General features: G+C 53.4%; 18 protein-coding genes. 5 read left to right on the top strand and 13 right to left on the bottom strand.

The window, feature by feature from the left end; genetic code table 11:
* Window positions 1-10: 10 nt before the first annotated feature.
* From ACS18Q_RS00595 to ACS18Q_RS00565, 7 genes are all read right to left on the bottom strand, one after another.
* Window positions 11-1015, bottom strand: coding sequence for an NAD-dependent epimerase (locus tag ACS18Q_RS00595; protein WP_041942649.1), 1005 nt, complete (start codon window positions 1013-1015; stop codon window positions 11-13).
* Window positions 1016-1054: 39 nt separating this feature from the next.
* Window positions 1055-1891 (bottom strand): bifunctional DNA-formamidopyrimidine glycosylase/DNA-(apurinic or apyrimidinic site) lyase, encoded by an 837-nt coding sequence (gene mutM / locus ACS18Q_RS00590; protein ID WP_004728410.1) that lies wholly within the window; start codon window positions 1889-1891, stop codon window positions 1055-1057.
* Window positions 1892-1925: 34 nt separating this feature from the next.
* A complete protein-coding gene (locus ACS18Q_RS00585) occupies window positions 1926-2405 on the bottom strand; it encodes a hypothetical protein (protein ID WP_275723410.1) in 480 nt (159 codons plus the stop codon).
* Between the two features lie 148 nt (window positions 2406-2553).
* Entirely contained in the window at window positions 2554-2721 is a 168-nt protein-coding gene (gene rpmG, locus ACS18Q_RS00580) for a 50S ribosomal protein L33 (RefSeq protein WP_004728408.1), read from the bottom strand.
* A gap of 13 nt (window positions 2722-2734) precedes the next feature.
* Window positions 2735-2971, bottom strand: a complete 237-nt coding sequence (gene rpmB / locus ACS18Q_RS00575) for a 50S ribosomal protein L28 (RefSeq protein ID WP_004728407.1) — start codon at window positions 2969-2971, stop codon at window positions 2735-2737.
* A gap of 402 nt (window positions 2972-3373) precedes the next feature.
* Window positions 3374-4048 carry a RadC family protein gene (radC, locus tag ACS18Q_RS00570; RefSeq protein ID WP_004728406.1) on the bottom strand — a complete coding sequence of 225 codons (675 nt, stop codon included), beginning with the start codon at window positions 4046-4048 and terminating at the stop codon, window positions 3374-3376.
* A 108-nt stretch (window positions 4049-4156) separates the two neighbouring features.
* Window positions 4157-5836 (bottom strand): methyl-accepting chemotaxis protein, encoded by a 1680-nt coding sequence (locus tag ACS18Q_RS00565; RefSeq protein ID WP_055467236.1) that lies wholly within the window; start codon window positions 5834-5836, stop codon window positions 4157-4159.
* Between the two features lie 196 nt (window positions 5837-6032).
* Between ACS18Q_RS00565 and coaBC the strand changes: the two genes are divergently transcribed.
* The 3 genes from coaBC (at window position 6033) to ACS18Q_RS00550 (ending at window position 8918) form a co-directional block, all read left to right on the top strand.
* On the top strand, window positions 6033-7250 hold the full coding sequence (coaBC, locus tag ACS18Q_RS00560; RefSeq protein WP_014204069.1) for a bifunctional phosphopantothenoylcysteine decarboxylase/phosphopantothenate--cysteine ligase CoaBC: 1218 nt from the start codon (window positions 6033-6035) through the stop codon (window positions 7248-7250).
* 121 nt (window positions 7251-7371) lie between these two features.
* Complete coding sequence (gene slmA / locus ACS18Q_RS00555) at window positions 7372-7962, top strand: nucleoid occlusion factor SlmA (RefSeq protein ID WP_014204070.1); 591 nt, start codon at window positions 7372-7374, stop codon at window positions 7960-7962.
* 5 nt (window positions 7963-7967) lie between these two features.
* Complete coding sequence (locus ACS18Q_RS00550) at window positions 7968-8918, top strand: Kdo(2)-lipid IV(A) acyltransferase (RefSeq protein ID WP_441257246.1); 951 nt, start codon at window positions 7968-7970, stop codon at window positions 8916-8918.
* An 85-nt stretch (window positions 8919-9003) separates the two neighbouring features.
* Here the strand turns inward: ACS18Q_RS00550 and pyrE are convergent, their stop codons facing one another.
* The gene (pyrE, locus tag ACS18Q_RS00545; RefSeq protein ID WP_004728401.1) at window positions 9004-9645 is read right to left on the bottom strand and encodes an orotate phosphoribosyltransferase; all 642 of its coding nucleotides are present in this window, start codon (window positions 9643-9645) and stop codon (window positions 9004-9006) included.
* Between the two features lie 179 nt (window positions 9646-9824).
* Window positions 9825-10541, bottom strand: coding sequence for a ribonuclease PH (gene rph / locus ACS18Q_RS00540; protein WP_004728400.1), 717 nt, complete (start codon window positions 10539-10541; stop codon window positions 9825-9827).
* Between the two features lie 215 nt (window positions 10542-10756).
* On the opposite strand from rph, the gene ACS18Q_RS00535 reads away from it, so the two are divergent.
* Window positions 10757-11623, top strand: coding sequence for a YicC/YloC family endoribonuclease (locus ACS18Q_RS00535; RefSeq protein WP_004728399.1), 867 nt, complete (start codon window positions 10757-10759; stop codon window positions 11621-11623).
* 207 nt (window positions 11624-11830) lie between these two features.
* On the top strand, window positions 11831-12319 hold the full coding sequence (locus ACS18Q_RS00530; protein WP_038152561.1) for a TIGR00645 family protein: 489 nt from the start codon (window positions 11831-11833) through the stop codon (window positions 12317-12319).
* Window positions 12320-12356: 37 nt separating this feature from the next.
* Here ACS18Q_RS00530 and fhuB read toward each other — a convergent pair whose 3' ends face one another.
* The 4 genes from fhuB to ACS18Q_RS00510 all read right to left on the bottom strand — a co-directional run bounded on the left by fhuB (window position 12357) and on the right by ACS18Q_RS00510 (window position 18170).
* Window positions 12357-14333: a Fe(3+)-hydroxamate ABC transporter permease FhuB gene (gene fhuB / locus ACS18Q_RS00525; RefSeq protein WP_441257245.1), complete on the bottom strand. Its 1977-nt coding sequence runs from the start codon at window positions 14331-14333 to the stop codon at window positions 12357-12359.
* Window positions 14330-15259 carry an iron-siderophore ABC transporter substrate-binding protein gene (locus tag ACS18Q_RS00520; protein ID WP_055466429.1) on the bottom strand — a complete coding sequence of 310 codons (930 nt, stop codon included), beginning with the start codon at window positions 15257-15259 and terminating at the stop codon, window positions 14330-14332. The genes fhuB and ACS18Q_RS00520 overlap by 4 nt, the downstream gene beginning before the upstream one ends.
* Window positions 15250-16035 (bottom strand): ABC transporter ATP-binding protein, encoded by a 786-nt coding sequence (locus ACS18Q_RS00515; protein ID WP_055466430.1) that lies wholly within the window; start codon window positions 16033-16035, stop codon window positions 15250-15252. The genes ACS18Q_RS00520 and ACS18Q_RS00515 overlap by 10 nt, the downstream gene beginning before the upstream one ends.
* Window positions 16036-16142: 107 nt before the next feature.
* Window positions 16143-18170, bottom strand: a complete 2028-nt coding sequence (locus ACS18Q_RS00510) for a TonB-dependent siderophore receptor (protein WP_441257620.1) — start codon at window positions 18168-18170, stop codon at window positions 16143-16145.
* Window positions 18171-18186 lie beyond the last annotated feature (16 nt).

Genomic DNA, 18186 nt, shown 5'->3' with positions numbered 1-18186 from the left:
GAAGGTATCGCTATGCAGAATAGAATTCTTTGTACCATTTCACAAAATTCGCCACGCCTTGTTCAACCCCCATCTGAGGTTTGTACTGCGTTGCGTTGAATAGGTCTTGCGTGTCAGCATACGTGACGTACACATCCCCCGGCTGCATCGGCAGCATGTTTTTCTTCGCTTCAATCCCCAACGCCGATTCCAGCGCTTTGATGTAATCCATCAATTTGACCGGGCTGCCATGGCCAATGTTATACACACGGTAAGGCGCGGAACTGGTTGCTGGCGATCCCGCTTCCACGCTCCATTCAGCATTTGGCTCCGGCACCACATCTTTAATGCGCAGAATGCCTTCCACGATGTCATCAATGTAGGTGAAATCGCGCATCATATCGCCGTTGTTGTACACATCGATCGCGTCACCCTTGAGGATCGCTTTGGTGAACTTAAACAATGCCATGTCCGGACGTCCCCACGGGCCGTACACGGTAAAGAAACGCAGCCCAGTGGTTGGCACGCCGTAAAGGTGCGAATAAGTATGTGCCATCAGCTCATTGGACTTTTTGGTCGCCGCGTAGAGTGACACCGGGTGATCCACGCTATCCGACGTGTTGAACGGCGTTTTGCGGTTCAGACCGTACACCGAGCTTGACGATGCATAGACCAAGTGTTTGATTTTGTGGTGACGACAACCTTCTAGAATAGTCAGGTGGCCAACCAGATTGCTGTCGGCATACGACATGGGGTTATCAATTGAATAACGCACCCCCGCCTGCGCCGCGAGGTGGATGACTTTGTCAAACTGCTCAACAGCAAATAGGTCGGCAATCGCTTCGCGATCCGCGATGTCCATTTCGATAAATGAGAAACGCTCATGCGCGGCACGTTCTAAACGTGCATCTTTCAACGCCACATCGTAGTAGTCGTTCAGGTTATCAATGCCAACGACATCGTGCCCTTCGGCACACAGACGCTCAATGACTGCTGAGCCAATAAATCCTGCGGCACCAGTTACTAAATATTTCATCACCATTCTCTCTTCAGAACGAAAGCTCCACGCGTTATATCACAATTTAGCGGGACTTTCCGGCACAACGGGTTGGCATTGCAGGCAAAAAAACGAGTTGCGCTGACCAATTTTCAGCTCCGCGATCGGTTCACCGCATCGTGGACAAGGTTGGCCCTTTTTACCGTACACCTGCAACTCCTGAGCAAAATAGCCCGGTTTACCATCCGCTTGGGCAAAATCTTTCAGCGTGGTGCCGCCTTGCGCAATGGCAGTCGTCAACACCGCTTTGATGTCCGCCACCAAAGACGTCCACTCAGCTTCGCTCAGCGAATGCGCAGGTCGCAAAGGGTGAATATGCGCACTGAACAGCGATTCATTGGCGTAGATGTTGCCCACACCGACAACGATTTTGTTGTCCATAATAAACGACTTCACCGCGACCCGTTTCTTGCGCGCTTTATGCAGCAGATACGCCGCATTAAATTCGTCGGTGAGCGGCTCGGGCCCCATATGACCTAGCACTTCGTGATGTTCACCAGCCGGACACCACAACCAAGCCCCGAAACGACGCGGATCGTTATAACGCAGCACTTTGCCGTTGGTCAGCGTCAGATCCACGTGATCGTGTTTGGCGGGCGGGAAATCACCGTCGAGCACGCGCAGCGACCCCGACATGCCCAAGTGGACAATGGCGCTGCCCACCGACGTTTCAATCATTAGGTATTTGGCGCGGCGAGAAATAGCAGTGATCACTTGCCCTTCCATCTGCTTCAGTTCTGCGGGAATATCCCACCGCAGTTTCGGCGTGCGGAACGTCAGGGAACGCACCGTTTCTCCCACCAGATGCGGTGAGATGCCCATACGACTGACTTCAACTTCCGGGAGTTCAGGCATGTTGTTTGTTCAACCTCTCTTGATCAGGCCGTCGTCAGGAGGACGGCAGCAGGTAAGCATTATCGACGGAAATAGCAATCCACTTCTCCTGCCAGTTCTTAAACAGCCAGAATTGCGGTGTGCGGTAATAGGTGATCCTTTGCGGCTCTTCCTGATCGCGATACCACACTTCGATCGTTTGTGGGCTGCGCAAATTCGGTTGCAGCGATTGATAGGTCTCTTCATCCACTTCAGTGCCGACCAGCGCTTGCCAACGCTTCACCAGCTCTTCGGGGGCCACCGCAGTCGGCGGCGTGGCTCGCCAGCGGCCTTGATTGAGCTCAAGCGACACATGAGTAAAGTGCATTGCCTGCAATGACGCGTGGGGATTAAGTAAGGTGGGGTTCGCACTGACCTCCGGTTCCATCAAATACGATTTGATGAACGCAGGTAGATTCAGCACTCCGATGAACACGATCACCGCCAGAATCAGGATGTTATTCCATCGGCGGCGGCGATGAGGCGCGACACGCATAATCGCTATCCTTCATTGATTACGATACCGCTAGAGTAGCAGAGGACGACACGAGATCCTAGAAAACGGCTTGGCAGAACACCAGCAGCAGAAAAGAAAAAACCCAGCCAAAAGGCTGGGTTTTTATCATTCCAAAGACCGCAATCAATTACTTGATTTTTGCTTCTTTGTATACAACGTGCTGGCGTACAACTGGATCAAATTTCTTGATCTCAAATTTGCCTGGCATGTTGCGTTTGTTCTTGTCAGTTGTGTAGAAGTGACCAGTACCAGCAGAAGATACTAGACGGATTTTCTCACGAATGCCTTTAGCCATTGTTTAATTCCTCTTAAACGTTTTCGCCACGTGCACGGATATCAACAAGAACAGCATCGATGCCTTTCTTATCAATGATACGCATGCCTTTAGCAGTTAGACGTAGTTTAACAAAACGTTTTTCGCTCTCTACCCAGAAACGATGAGTTTGTAGGTTCGGCAGAAAACGACGCTTAGTAGCATTTCGTGCGTGTGAACGGTTGTTACCCGTTACTGGACGCTTACCAGTTACTTGGCATACTCGGGACATGAATGTCTTCTCCAAATCGTTTCAGCTCGATATCAACCTTGGTGGCCGAACCTCTCTCTTTCTACATAAGAAGTTGAGGTTAAAAACCGTTATGGAAAATCCATACAAGGCTATCAAAGGTCGCGCATTATACTAACTTGACACGCATTGCTCAAGACCCGAACAGATCCTTTTTACAGGATTACCTGATCTTTTTTTGTGTTGAGCTGAATTGGGGTTAAAAAATGTGTGCGAATCATACCAGAAAACCACAGAAAGCTAAGCATTTTTTGTGCATTCAGGTGAATTGCGGATAAGGCCTGTCGGAATTGTTCCACGAAAAAGTTAAGTTTTCTCCCTACACCCTTGTATTTGCTCAATAGTTTAAACTTTCGACAGCCAAAAAATATTTTTTGTCGCGCGTTAAATCCACCCGCGTTCAGCAAAAGAGACCACTTCGCCGTCCCCCACCACGAAGTGATCCAACACGCGAATGTCCACCAACGCCAAAGCATCGGTGAGCCTGCGCGTGATCCTGCGATCAGACGTGCTGGGCTCGGCGACTCCCGAAGGATGGTTGTGCGCCAGTATCAGCGCCGCAGCGTTATGGTGCAGCGCACGTTTGACTACTTCACGTGGATACACGCTCGCCGCATCAATCGTGCCTTCAAACAACACTTCATCGCGAATCACGCGATGCTGGTTATCAAGAAACAGAATGTAAAACGCTTCACGCTGGCGATCGCGCAGCACGCTCGACAAATACAACTTGGTTTGCTGCGGGCTGGTGAGTGCCTCGCCACGCTTGAGTGTTTCTGCCAGATAGCGCTGAGTCATCTCCAGCACCGCCTGCAACTGCACAAATTTGGCTTCGCCGAGCCCTTTGTGAGCACAAAACTGATCCTTGGGGGCCGAAAACAGCGCGCGCAGCGATCCAAACTCACGCAATAAAAAATCCGAGAGCGCGAGCACGTTCATGCCCGGCGTGCCCGTGCGCAGAAAAATCGCGAGTAATTCGGCGTCGGATAACGCCTGTGGGCCACGCGACAACAGCTTTTCACGCGGCATGGATTCGTTGGGAAAGGATTTGAGGCTCATGCATGGCTCCTGTGATTTGCCATACTCAAGCCGATTTATCCCTCAGGCTGCAAGCGGCCTGAGGGATCTTGAGAGCGGCGTCATGGGCAGGTGCAACGCCGCTGTGTGTTAAAGCTTAAAGTGACCGACCAAGTTCCCCATTTGCTGTCCCGATTGCGCCAAACGGGTGCTGATCGATTCTGAGCGCTGCAGGTTATCGCTGAGCTCATTCACAATCTGCTGAATCGCGACCAGATTTTGGTTGATATCTTCCGACACCGCGCTTTGCTGCTCGGCGGCCGATGCGGTCTGAATCCCCATGTCGTGAATCACGCTCACCGCTTCAGAAATACCAGACAAGCGCTCTTTGATCTGCACCGATTCCAGCGCCGTTTTCTCGCCGCGATCTTGACTCAGCGCCATGCTGCTGACCGCTTTACTCACCCCTTGATGCAGCGACTGCAACATCTCGCCAATTTCCTGTGTGCTGTTTTGCGTGCGGCTGGCCAGCGAGCGCACTTCATCGGCCACCACAGCAAACCCGCGCCCTTGTTCACCCGCACGTGCCGCTTCAATCGCCGCGTTGAGCGCCAAAAGGTTGGTTTGCTCGGCAATATCCCCAATCACATTGAGCACTTTGGTGATCTGTTCCGTTTTTTGGCTCAGCTCTTGAATCGCATCCGAGGTCAGGTTCACTTCATTCACCAGATCGCCAATGCCTTCAATCGCCAAGTTCACTTCTTTTTGCGCATCCAAGATTTGATGGTTGGCCGAATCAATCGCTTGTGCAGTGGCATTGGTGTTGTTGGCCACTTCACGGGCCGTGGCGCTCATTTCAGTCACCGCGGCCACCACTTTATCGGTTTCCATGCAGTGGCTGTTCATCTGCTGGCTCGATTGCGTGGTTTGGCCATCGAGATCCGCCGCCGCCGATTGCACGTCCTGCGCTGACGCTCGCAGATCCACAATCAGCGGATGCAGTTTGTCCATAAAGGCATTAAACGCCTGCGCCACTTCGCCCACTTCATCACGGCTCTCCACTTTTAAACGCGCCGTGAGATCGCCGCCACCGGCCGCGACCGCTTTGAGTGAGTCCACCACGTGGTGCAATGGCGCCACACCGCGCGACACCAGCACACTCACCACGATGATCGTCAGCACCAAGCCCACGACGGAAAGACCAACCGCCGACAGGGTTTGCTCATACAGCTGCGCTTCGCGCTGCGCTTTGAACTGTGCCACTTGCGTGTCGATGTCATCAATGTAAATGCCGGTGCCCAGCACCCAATCCCACTTGGCGAGATACTCGGCATAACCTAGTTTTGGCGCTTGTGCATTGATCGTCGGTTTGTGCCACGAGAAATAAAGGAAGCCATCACCTGATTTGGACGCCTGAATCAATCCGGCAATGACCGGCACGCCATTTTCATCTTTCATGCCGTAGAGGTTTTTGCCTTCCAGCGACGGGTTGATGGCATGCAGTGTGTTGATGCCTTGAGAGTCATAAGCAAAGAAGTAGCCATCGCTGTCAAAGCGCATGGCTTTCAGAATTTCTTTCGCTTGCGCTTTGTTGTTGCCGCCCTGATCCGTCTCGTATAACGACTTCACTGCGGTAACGCCCATCATCAGATAGGCCTTGAGTTCCGCTTTGCGGCTATCGACCAGCTGCGCACGGTATTGAGTCAGTTCTTGATCGAGGGATTTCATCCCATTCCAGTAATACACCGCCGTCACCATGGCAGTAATAATCACCAGCGGAATGACCGTCAGCAGTAAAAGTTTCGTTCGGCTTCTCAGGGAGGTAATCATAAAGGTCCTTGTGCTCTATTATTGGTTTTTATCACACAGTATGTTGCATAATCCGGAAATAATATCTGTGAGAAGCGCTGAAATTTGCTGAGCTCACCGAACGATCTATCCCCGTTGCGCCGTGAGATTTGACACAGCTCCAACATCTCTCTGGAGTTGTGCTAACATAGCGCGCAGAATTTTTGAGGAATCCAGCATGCAAACATTGGCAGGAAAAAAGATTCTGCTTGGTATCAGCGGCGGTATCGCTGCGTACAAATGTGCAGAATTAACCCGTCGCCTGATTGAGCGCGGCGCCACCGTTCAGGTCGTGATGACCAAAGCGGCCAAAGAATTTATCACGCCGTTGACGATGCAAGCCGTCTCCGGTCGCCCAGTCTCTGATAGCCTGCTCGACCCAGCCGCGGAAGCGTCGATGGGTCATATCGAACTCGCGAAATGGGCCGACTTGGTTCTACTGGCACCCGCCACCGCCGATCTCATTGCGCGTATGGCGGCTGGCATGGGCAATGATTTGCTCACCACACTCGTGCTGGCCACCGACTCGCCCGTGGTCGTCTCTCCGGCGATGAATCAACAGATGTACCGCAATCTCGCCACGCAAGAAAACATTGCCACGCTGGCGCGTCGCGGCATGCATATTTGGGGACCGGCCGCCGGTGAACAAGCGTGTGGCGATATCGGCCCGGGGCGCATGCTCGAGCCGATGGATCTGGTGCATCGCTGTGAGGAATTTTTCGGCCCAAAGCCGCTGGCGGGTAAACGCGTCCTGCTGACCGCGGGCCCGACCCGTGAAGCGCTCGATCCGGTGCGTTACATCACCAATCACAGTTCCGGAAAAATGGGCTTTGCGATTGCCGATGCGGCGGCGAAACTGGGAGCACACGTGACGCTGGTCAGTGGCCCAGTGAATTTAACAACGCCTGCCAATGTGTCGCGTATCAATGTCGACAGTGCCCTCGAGATGCACCAAGCGGTGATGGCGCACGCAGGCGAACATGACGTATTTATTGGCTGCGCTGCGGTGGCAGATTACCGCCCACAAAGCATGGCACAGCAAAAAATCAAAAAAACCGACGACAGTGACACGCTCTGCGTCACCATGGTCAAAAACCCGGACATCGTCGCCTCGGTCGCCGCAATGACCGACAACCGACCCTTTACCGTCGGTTTTGCCGCCGAAACACAGGATGTGGAAAAATACGCACGCGGCAAATTGGAGAAGAAAAACCTCGATATGATCTGTGCCAACGACGTCTCCGTCGCCGGCCAGGGTTTCAACAGCAACGACAACGCGCTGACCGTGTATTGGCGTCCGAGCGCGCCAGATGCGCCCAGCGAGCAATCCCTGCCATTGGCCTCCAAAGCCGAATTGGCACATGCGCTGATGCTGTTGATCAATGACAAACTGTAGGCGACAACGCCTACTTACATCCCGTTATCGAAACGCTCTGAAATGAGGTTGGGGCGCGAAACAGTGACCGTTTCGCCCACTCATTTCTAACCAAGCAGTGGTATAAAAAGGAAACACGGTTATGGCCGTCAGTAAGAAAAGCAATCGACGTGAAGAAATTCTTCAAGCCTTAGCACAAATGCTGGAATCGCATGAAGGTGCTTCGCGCATCACCACCGCCAAATTGGCGAAGCAGGTTGGCGTCTCAGAAGCCGCGTTGTATCGCCATTTTCCAAGCAAAGCACGCATGTTCGAAGGGCTGATCGAGTTCATCGAAGAGTCGTTGATGTCGCGCATCAACCGTATTCTGGATGAAGAAAAAGACACGTTGAACCGCATTCGCTTGGTGATGCAATTACTGTTAGCGTTTTCAGAACGTAACCCCGGTCTGACAAGAATTTTGTCCGGCCATGCTCTGATGTTTGAAAATGAACGTCTGCGTGAGCGCATCAATCAACTGTTCGAACGCATCGAGACGTCATTGCGTCAGATTCTGCGTGAACGTAAAATTCGTGAAGGCAAATCATTCCCTGTTGACGAAAACATTCTGGCCGCCCAGTTACTCGGTCAGGTCGAAGGCAGTCTGAACCGCTTCGTGCGTTCTGATTTCAAATACCTGCCCACGGCCAACTTCGACGAATACTGGTCGCTGCTGAGTGCTCAGATTAAGTGAACCCCATGAGTCAAGACAAATACGGCAAACCTCAATTCACCCTCTCCCTGCTGCACCCGAAACACTGGGGCGTGTGGCTAGGGTTCGGCACCCTCGCGCTGATCGTAAACCTACTGCCTTATGCCGTGCTGCTGAAGCTCGGCCAAAGCTTGGGCTTGCTGGGCATGCGTTTGGGTAAAAAACGCGTGCACGTGGCCAAGCGTAACTTTGAACTGGCATTTCCTGACAAAGGCAGCGATGAAGTCGAGCAGATGGTGGTCGAGAACTTCAAAAATACGGGGCTGGCGCTGATTGAAACCGGCATCACCTGGTTCTGGCCCACTTGGCGGTTCAAACGTCGTATTGTTGAGAAAGACTTGGCGGTCTTGCGCGAATACAAAGCCAACGGCAAAGGCGTGCTGCTGTGCTGCGTGCATGCCCTCAACCTGGAAATTACCGCACGTGCGTTTGCCGTGCTGGGCCTGCCGGGTTATGGCGCGTTTCGCCCGCACAACAACCCCGCCTACAACTTCATCCAATATTGGGGCCGCACGCATAACGGCAACGTGCTGATTGACCGTAAAGACGTGAAGAAAATGATTCGCGTGATGCGCCAAGGCGAGCTGCTGTTCTATTTGCCAGACCACGATTACGGGCGTAACAAATCGGTATTCGTACCGTTTTTTGCAGTGCAAGATGCGTGTACCACCACCGGCACCAGTATTCTGGCATACACCAGTCATTGCGCCATCGTGATGGGTTCAGGCTTTCGTAACGACGAGGGCAAGTATGAACTCCTGGCCGACATCGCCGTGGGAGACAACTACCCACAAAAAGATGAAGTTGCCGCCGCAGCCTACATGAACAAGTATGTAGAAATGGTCATCATGCGCGCGCCAACCCAATGGATGTGGCTGCACAAACGCTTTAAAACCATGCAGGATCCGAACGTGCCGAAAGGCATTCGTTACCAATAATGTCGGCAACGCCAGCTTGAACTAGAAAGCCCACCCATCGGTGGGCTTTTTGTTGTCCGTCCATTCCCCTGTAAGGAGGTCGGTATCAGATACCGTATTGCGCGCGGTACGCTTTCACCGCGTCGAGGTGTTCGCGGTTACCACCTTGCTCTTCCAGATAGGTGATAAGGTCGGTCAGGCTGACAATCGAAATCACCGCGCAACCAAAGTCACGCTCAACTTCCTGAATCGCCGATAATTCGCCTTTGCCTTTTTCCTGACGGTCAATCGCCACCAGTACACCGGCCAAATCCGCGCCGTTGTTCTGAATGATTTCCATCGACTCACGAATCGCCGTACCCGCGGTGATCACATCATCCACCAGCATGATGCGGCCTTCTAGCGCGCTGCCCACCAAATTGCCACCTTCACCGTGATCTTTGGCTTCTTTGCGGTTAAAACAGTAGGGCGTATCCACATCGTGGTGATCAGCCAGTGCGACCGCGGTGGTGGTCGCAATCGGGATCCCTTTGTAGGCTGGGCCAAACAGCACATCAAACTCAATCGCTGAATCCACCAGCGCCGCCGCGTAAAAACGGCCGAGGCGCGCTAAATCGCGACCAGTGTTGAATAGACCAGCGTTAAAGAAATATGGGCTTTTACGGCCTGACTTCAAAGTAAACTCACCAAATTTCAGTACTTCCTTTTCTAGGGCAAACTCAATAAATTCACGCTGGTATGCTTTCATCACTTTCTCTCTATATATCCAAGGTTCAGGGTAAACAGGATTCGGGTTTGCACCTCGTCAAACACCGCGGTGGGCACTTAGCTCCGTAAGTCACTCCGTAAGCGCCCAAGGTTTCTTGCTGCCGCCTGCGCGGCAAAAAAATTTAGACAAAAAAATAGCCCCCTCTCGGGAGCTCATCATCAATTCTCTAACGACGCCTTCTGCGCCGAGACGATGTCTGCAATGCCTTTTTTGGCCACCGCCAACAAATCAAGCAACTGTTCGTGACTGAACGGTTCGCCTTCGGCCGTGCCCTGAATTTCGATCATCTTGCCTTCTTCGGTCATCACCACGTTCATGTCGGTGTCTGCCGCAGAATCTTCCACATATTCCAAATCGCACAACACGTCTTGGCCCAGAATGCCCACGGAAACCGCAGCCACATGGCCTTTCATCGGGTTCTTCTTCAGTTTGCCGTCGGCCACCAGTTTGTCGAACGCATCGGCCATCGCCACACTGGCACCAGAAATCGATGCGGTGCGTGTGCCGCCGTCAGCTTGAATCACGTCACAATCCACGGTGATCATCAGCTCACCCATCGCTTCTAAGTCGACCACGGCACGCAGGCTGCGCGCGATCAGACGTTGAATTTCCATGGTACGACCGCCTTGTTTGCCGTTCGCCGCTTCACGACGTGTGCGCGAATGGGTGGCGCGTGGCAGCATGCCGTATTCTGCAGTCACCCAGCCTTTACCCTGACCTTTCAGCCAGCGTGGCACGCCTTCTTCTACCGTTGCGTTACACAGCACTTTGGTATTGCCGAACTCCACCAGCACAGAACCTTCTGCGTAAGCCGTGTAGTGACGAGTAATTTGAATCGGACGAACCTGATCCGCAGCGCGGTTATTTGGACGCATAAGGGCTTTACCTATGTTGGGTGAACCGTTGGATGAACCGCCATCGCAAGGGCGGATTTGATTGGGGCAGAATTATAGCGGAATTCAAACCTCAATCCTAGGTTTGCATCGGTTGGATCAGCGAAGTTGGCGACGCGTCTCTCGCCACCGTGGGGGTTTTCTATGCTAGTATTAGCGCCAGTTCATTTAAAAAATTCAAAACCAAGGACACATCGATGATCTACAGCATGACGGCGTATGCACGCAAAGAAGTCAAAGGCGATTGGGGCAGTGCCGTGTGGGAAATTCGCTCGGTTAACCAACGCTACCTGGAAACCTATTTCCGCCTGCCGGAGCAGTTCCGTGGCCTGGAGCCCGTATTGCGCGAACGTTTCCGCCAGCGTCTGGCGCGCGGTAAAGTCGAATGTCACCTGCGTTTTGATGCCAATCCTGCAGCGCAAAGCAAGTTGAACATCAACGAAGCGCTGGCCGAACAAGTGATTAAAGCCGCCAGCCAAGTCATGCACATGACCGGTGAACTGAGCCGCATCAACCCATTCCAAGTGATGCAGTGGCCGGGCGTGATGGAAACCCCAGAACAAGATATGGACGCGATCAACAAATCGCTGCTGGAAGGATTTGATGAAGCAGTGAGCGAATTCATCGAAGCGCGTGGCCGCGAAGGCGAAAACATGAAAGCGCTGATCGAACAGCGTCTGGATGGCATCAGCGCCGAAGTCGTCAAAGTGCGCGCGCGCATGCCGGAAATCATCGACTGGCAACGTGAGCGTCTGGTCGGCAAATTTGAAGAAGCGAAAGTCGAGCTCGACCCAAGCCGCATCGAACAAGAGCTGATTCTGCTGGCGCAGAAATCAGATGTGGCGGAAGAGCTGGATCGCCTCGATTCGCACGTCAAAGAAACACGCAACATTCTGAAAAAAGGCGGCTCAGTCGGTCGCCGTCTCGATTTCATGATGCAAGAGTTCAACCGCGAGTCCAACACACTGGCCTCCAAATCAATCAGCACTGACATCACCGCCTCTGGCGTGGAGCTCAAAGTGCTGATTGAGCAAATGCGCGAACAGATCCAAAACATCGAGTGATCACCATCTCGCCAATACCAAGCCCTGCGATTGCAGGGCTTTTTGTTTTTTGAGCGCCGCAGAATGTTCCGTCGCTGCCACCAAAAAAGCGCGGTTGACGGATAGCCAACAGCGCGCGAATCAGAGTACTATCGCGCCATCACGGTGAGCGTGGTGCACACCGTGGACTCATCACCAAATCAAATAACAAAAATCGGCTACTTCAACATGGAAAACTTCGTGGAAAAACTTTTGTATTCAGCGCGTTGGATAATGGCGCCTATTTATCTTGGCCTCAGCTTGGTACTGCTGGCGCTGGGCATCAAATTCTTTCAGGAGGTGTTTCACCTGCTGCCCATCATCTTCTCGATCAAAGAGGTCGACCTCATTCTGGTCGCGCTATCGTTGATTGATATTTCACTGGTTGGCGGCCTGATCGTGATGGTGATGTTCTCCGGTTACGAAAACTTCGTTTCAAAAATCGATGTGGATGAGAACGACGACAAACTCGGCTGGCTGGGTAAGCTCGACACCAGCTCGCTGAAAAACAAAGTCTCCGCCTCGATTGTGGCGATTTCGTCGATTCACCTGTTGAAAGTGTTCATGAACACCGAACACATCGCGGATGAGAAGATTAAATGGTACCTGCTGCTGCACGTCACGTTTGTGTTATCGGCGTTTGCCATGGGCTATCTGGATAAGATCACCAAGAAATAATGATGAAAAAAAACGCCTTCAACAGAAGGCGTTTTTTTTATGATTGGCGCCGCATTCGGCTGACCAACAACAAGATGAGGAAATACAGCGCGCCGAGAATCGAGACCAGCGTACCGGCGGCAATCTGATTGGGAAACAGCAGCACCTGACCCAGCCAATCCGACCACAGCATGGTCGTCGCGCCAATTAAACTGCCGAGCAGCAACTGCGCTTTGACCTGCTGCGCCCCCAGCATCCGCGCCAAGTGCGGCGCAATCAAACCAACGAAGGCCACTGGCCCCATCGTCGCCGTCACCACCGCGCACAACATCGCAACCAGCACCAACAAACCGAGCGACATCCACCCACTGTTGAGCCCCCGCGCGGTCGCAAATGAACGGCTGATGGAGATCAGGGTTAGCGCGCGGCTGCTCATCAAACTCAGCACAAACAGCACCACCACCAACCCAAACAGCAGCATCGCTTGCTCGGCGGTCACGCGGTATGTCGAACCAGCCAACCATTGCAAAATTTTGTAGCTATCCTGATTGCCTTTCGCCAAACAGAACTGAACGAACGCTTGCAGCAGCGCCGTCATCGCGATCCCGGTCAAAATCACACTCGAAGGCGCAAACTGATGCTTGCGGCCAAGTAGAATCAGCACCGCCAGCACCGCCATGCTCCCAGCCAGCGCGGTGCCCCATTGCGTCGATACCAATGACTGACCAAGAAACAGACTGGAAAAGACCAGCGCAAACGTCGCCCCAGCCGACACACCGAGAATATCGGGGCTGGCGAGCGGGTTGTAGATCAAGCGCTGCAAAATGGTGCCCGCCAGCGCGAGGCCAATACCGGTGCACAGCGCCGTTAACGCACGCGGCCAACGCAGTGACCACTGATAATCACTTGGCAATGCCAGCCAAGCGTGCGCGCTGTCCGGTTGATAACAGAAATAGAGTGCCACACCCGCCACCAGCAGGCCGGTCACCATCGCCGTCAATCCGCGACTCACCCGCCGGCGTGAACCGGGCAATGCCACGGCAATCCCATCTTGCGCTTTGAGCTGACGGCGGCTAAACCAAATCAGCGCTGGCGCGCCAATCGCGGCGGCGGTCACGCCACTGGGCACCACTTGCCCGAGCCACCCCGTGAGCCCTTGCGCCAACATGTCGGTCAGCAGCAGTAGCAGCGCGCCAAACACCAAACTCGCCAGCAGTTCCATGCGGGGGGTTCGCGCGCCCAACGCGCGCACGATATTGGGCGTTAATAGGCCGATAAAACCAATCAAGCCGACCACGGTAATCGAAGCCGACACCAACCAAATCCCAAGGGTCATCAGCAAAAAGAACGCCGGAATCACCGACAAGCCGCGCGCCTGTGCGCCTTGATGCCCCAACCGCAGCAGCGTCAGTACGCGCGGCGCCAGCAGCAACAGCACCACCAACGGCGACAACCGTGGCACCAGCCATTCAATCATCTCCCAGCCGTTTTGCGCCAGATCGCCCGCACCCCACATGAAGACGTTTTGTGCGTAATCTTGATGCAGCAGAATAATGGCCCCCGCAATCGCCCCCAGCAAAATGTTGATCACCATACCGGAAATCACCATCGGCAACCCGGTCATGTTGTCGATCCCCGCGATCAGCAAAATGAGGCCAAACGCCACCAGCGCGCCGGTCATTGCAGCCATCGCACTGTAATCGGCGATCGCATCCGGCCACCAGATACTGACGATAATGAGCGCCAACCAGGCGCCAGAAGAAGTCCCCATGGTGAGCGGTGAGGTGAGCGAGTTCTGTGTCAGTTGCTGCATCAAGCTGCCGACCAAACCCAGCATGGCGCCGACAATCAGCGTCATCACCAAACGAGGCAACTGCGCGTAAGCAAAGTTAAACTCATCAAACGACTCCGCAAGCTGCGGGCTACCGAGTAACTGCCATTGATGGCTCAAGGCCAGCGGTTGATGCCATTGCAGGCTGGCCAGCGACGTGGCGGCCAACACCAGCACTACCGCCATCAAGTGCTTGGCGGTCATGAGGCCGGCGCCATATCAAGCAAGCTGGCGGTGATCGCTTCTGCGGTGTACATCAGCGACATCGCGCCGCCGTAGCTCCAAACTGACGCCACTGAATTCACGTGTTGCTGACGCACAAACGGCATCGCTTTCCACAACACCGAATTTTTCAGTTTTTTCTCATCACTGAACGGCTCGATATAGAGCACGTAGCCGTCACGAATGTGGCGCAGATCGGTAATCGGCTTTTGCACAATGCCCCACTGCTTCGGCGCTTCCACCATCGCTGGCGTCAGGCCGAGTTTTTCCACCACGTAATAGGCCATCGAATCTTGGGTGTAGATGAAGGTCGATTTGGTATCCGCAAAGCGCATCACCAAGGTCGGCGGCAGCGTCGCACCAAAATGCGCTTTCAACTGCGCGTTGAGTTCCGCAAAACGGCGCTCCATGAACGCCAGTTTTTGCGCCGCGACCGCTTGCTTGCCAAACACTTGCGCCAGTTGTTGGAACTGGGCGATCGCCACTTCCGCTTGCGCATCCCGCGCACTGAAGTTGGTGTAAAGCAGCACCGGTGCGATCTGCTCTAAGCGCGGTTTGAGATCGCGCTGTGAACCCGTGATCAAAATGATGTCCGGTTGCAAAGCCGCAATTCGTTCCAAATTCGGCTCCCCGCGGGTGCCGACGTTTTCCGCACTCGCTGGAATCGCAGGCTTCACCACCCAATCGCGGTACGACTCCGCATCGGTCACCGCCACCGGTGCAACGCCCAGTTCAATCACCTGCTCCATCAAATCCCAATCCAGCACCGCGGCGCGTTGCGGCACGGCCGCCAGTGTGTGCTGGCCTAATGAATCGGTGACCGAAATTGCGGCCAGCGCCGACGGCACACTGCTCACCAACAGGCCCAGCAGCATCAGCGTTTTTTTCAAACTAAGTTTCAAGCACATACAATCGCAACCTTATGAGTCGAGGCATCGCCCACCGCGTGCGGGTGGTCGATCAGCGTAATCGGCGTTTGGTACAAATCAGACAGGCGCTGCTCATCAGCCAGTGCAGATGCCGGGCCGTCAAAAGCAATGCGCCCTTGCTTGAGCGCCACGATGTGGGTGGCGTAACGTAGCGCGAGGTTGAGGTCATGCAAAATCACGATGATGCCACAGCCCTGCTGTTGATTGAGTTCTGCGAGCAGCGCCATCAATTGGTATTGATGCTGCACATCGAGTGCCGAGGTCGGTTCATCCAAAATCAACATCGGGGATTCTTGCGCCAGCAGCATCGCCACCCACGCCCGTTGACGTTCGCCGCCCGACAGCTCATCCACAAACGTCTCCGCGAACGCGCTGACACCGGTTTTCTCCATCGCCGCATGAATCATCTCGGCATCTTGTTGGCGCCAAAACCCCAGCGCGCCGCGCCAAGGGAAACGGCCCAGACGCACCAATTCGCGCACCGTTAAACCAGCACTGGCTGGCAGTTTTTGTGGTAAGAACGCCACCGCTTTGGCCAGAGACTTGCTGCTGAGCGACGCCAGCGGTGCATCATTCAGCAACACCGACCCAGTATCCGGCGCTTGTTGACCGGATAACAAACTGACCAAGGTCGACTTCCCGGAACCATTGTGGCCCAGCACCACCGTCAGCTCGTTGGTGGGAATATTCAGCTCATCGATGGCCAGAATCGTTCGACCGCCTCGAATCATTTGAATATCAGCTAAATGATACATCTCTCCCCCTCATTATTCGGGATCCACAAAAACGACAAATCCCGCAGAGCGCGGGAATGTGTAAAACGAACACTCACACCACGATGGGTGTGAGTGTGTGATTGAGCTTACCAGCGATAGTTTGCACTCAGGACAACCGTGCGCGATTGGCCAAAGTAGCAGTAATAATCACACGCAGAAACATACTCTTTATCAAACACGTTATTCACGTTCAACTGGGCTTGCCAGTTTTTATTGATATCGTAAGAGGCCATCGCGTCCATTAACGTCACATCGGGCACAGTGAGATTACTTGACGCTGGACTATCTTTTGATTCACCAATGTAACGAACGCCAGAACCGAATTTCCAACCGTTCAAACCCACGCGGTTGGCATCAAAATCCAACCAAGCTGACGCAATGTGTTTAGGAATTAAGCCCGCTTGTTTTTTACCTTGACCACCCGTGTCATCAGTTTTCGCTTTGGTGTAGGTATAACTGGCTGTCAGTTTCAAGCTGTCCGTGAGGTAGCCAACCGTTTCCAGTTCTAAACCTTTCGAGGTGACTTCACCCGTTTGTGTTGCCACCCAAGTCGTTGGATTGGTGACCAGAGCGTTTTTCTGGGTAATATCAAACAGCGCTAAATTGATAAAGCCATTATAAAAATCAGGTTCGTATTTCACCCCAACTTCCGTCTGTTCGCCGTCTAACGGTTTGTACAACTTGCCCGTGGTTGGGTCGATGGTGGTTAAGACATCAAACGACTGAGAATAACTGACGTACGGTGATAGCCCATTTTTCGCCAAGTACATCAAGCCCGCATTCAGAGAAAACTCTGAATCATTGCGGCTGAGATCTTGCGATTTTGCTAGGCTTTTGTTGTCCGTCGACACCACATCAAAACGGCCGCCTAAAACGCCAACCCATTGCTGATCCAACTTCAACTGATATTGCGCATACAAACTGGACTGCATTTTGGAAATTTCGCGATCCGCAGCCGCCGATTCATCGAGCGCAGTATAGTTCCCGTAGACTGGGTTAAACGGATTGATCGAACCAAACCCAAACTCATCCGCTTCAACACCATCCATTTTGTGATGCTGGAATTCCACACCCACCAATGCAGTATGTTCAACACGTGCCGAAGCCCAGTTCGCAACCGCCTTGTTATCCAAACTAAAACTTTCTGTTTTACCGTCCCGGAATACCAACCCCTGCGTCAGGGAATCTGTTGACGGATCGGAGTTCGGAAACACGTAGCTGCTACGCAAGTAGAGTTCGTTGTAACCGTAGTTAAACGTCTGCGAGACAGACAGGGCCTCATTCACGTCATGCTCTAGAATGTAACCGGCAGAAATTTGCTTGCGTTCGTACTTGTCGTAGTCTGGCTGGCCTAAGTTGGTCGAAGGATCAATTGAACCAAAATTTGAGCCAATCAACGTTCCCGCCGCAGGAAAGAATGGGTTGGTTGGAATACCACTATCTTCTAGATAGCTCGTCAGTAACGTCAAACGGGTGCGATCAGAAACGTCGATGGTCAAACTTGGCGCGAGGAAGAAACGGCTGTTTTCCGTACCGTTGAGTTCACCATCGTTCTCTTTCATTAACCCCACTAAACGATAACGCACTGAGCCGTCATCATTCGCGTAATCAGAAATGTCCAAAGACAGCGTGCGCAGATTGTCGTTGCCGATTTGCAGGCCAATTTCACCCTGTGGCACATCCGTGGGTTTCTTCTGGACCGCATTCACGACCCCACCCGGAGGTGCTTCACCGTACAAAATTGACGCAGGGCCTTTCAGCACTTCAATGCGTTCTAAAGCATACGGTTCAACCAACCAAGTGTAGTAACCATCTTTGAATAAACGGCTGCCATCGAGGTACGTTGCAGCATCAAAACCGCGCACTTTCAGCCAATCGGTGTCGTTGTCTGAGCCGTACGGTTGCGACATCACGCCCGAGGTATAGCGCAGTGCTTCATCCAATTTCGCAGGCGCACGCGCAGCAATGTCATCGTGAGTGATGACCGACAAGGACACCGGTGCTTCTTGCAGAGGCGTATCCACTTTCAACGCCGAGGCCGATGCGGTCACCACGATGGTTTCAACCTCGTTGGACGCCTGTTGCTCGTCGGCAGCCAGTGCGCTGTGTGCCATGCACAGTGACAAGGGC

It is taken from the genome of Vibrio sp. Vf1514, from assembly GCF_052076135.1.
GTDB lineage: Bacteria > Pseudomonadota > Gammaproteobacteria > Enterobacterales > Vibrionaceae > Vibrio > Vibrio furnissii.
Note: the sequence above shows the minus strand (reverse complement) of the source record. Positions and strands in the feature narration are given on the sequence as shown.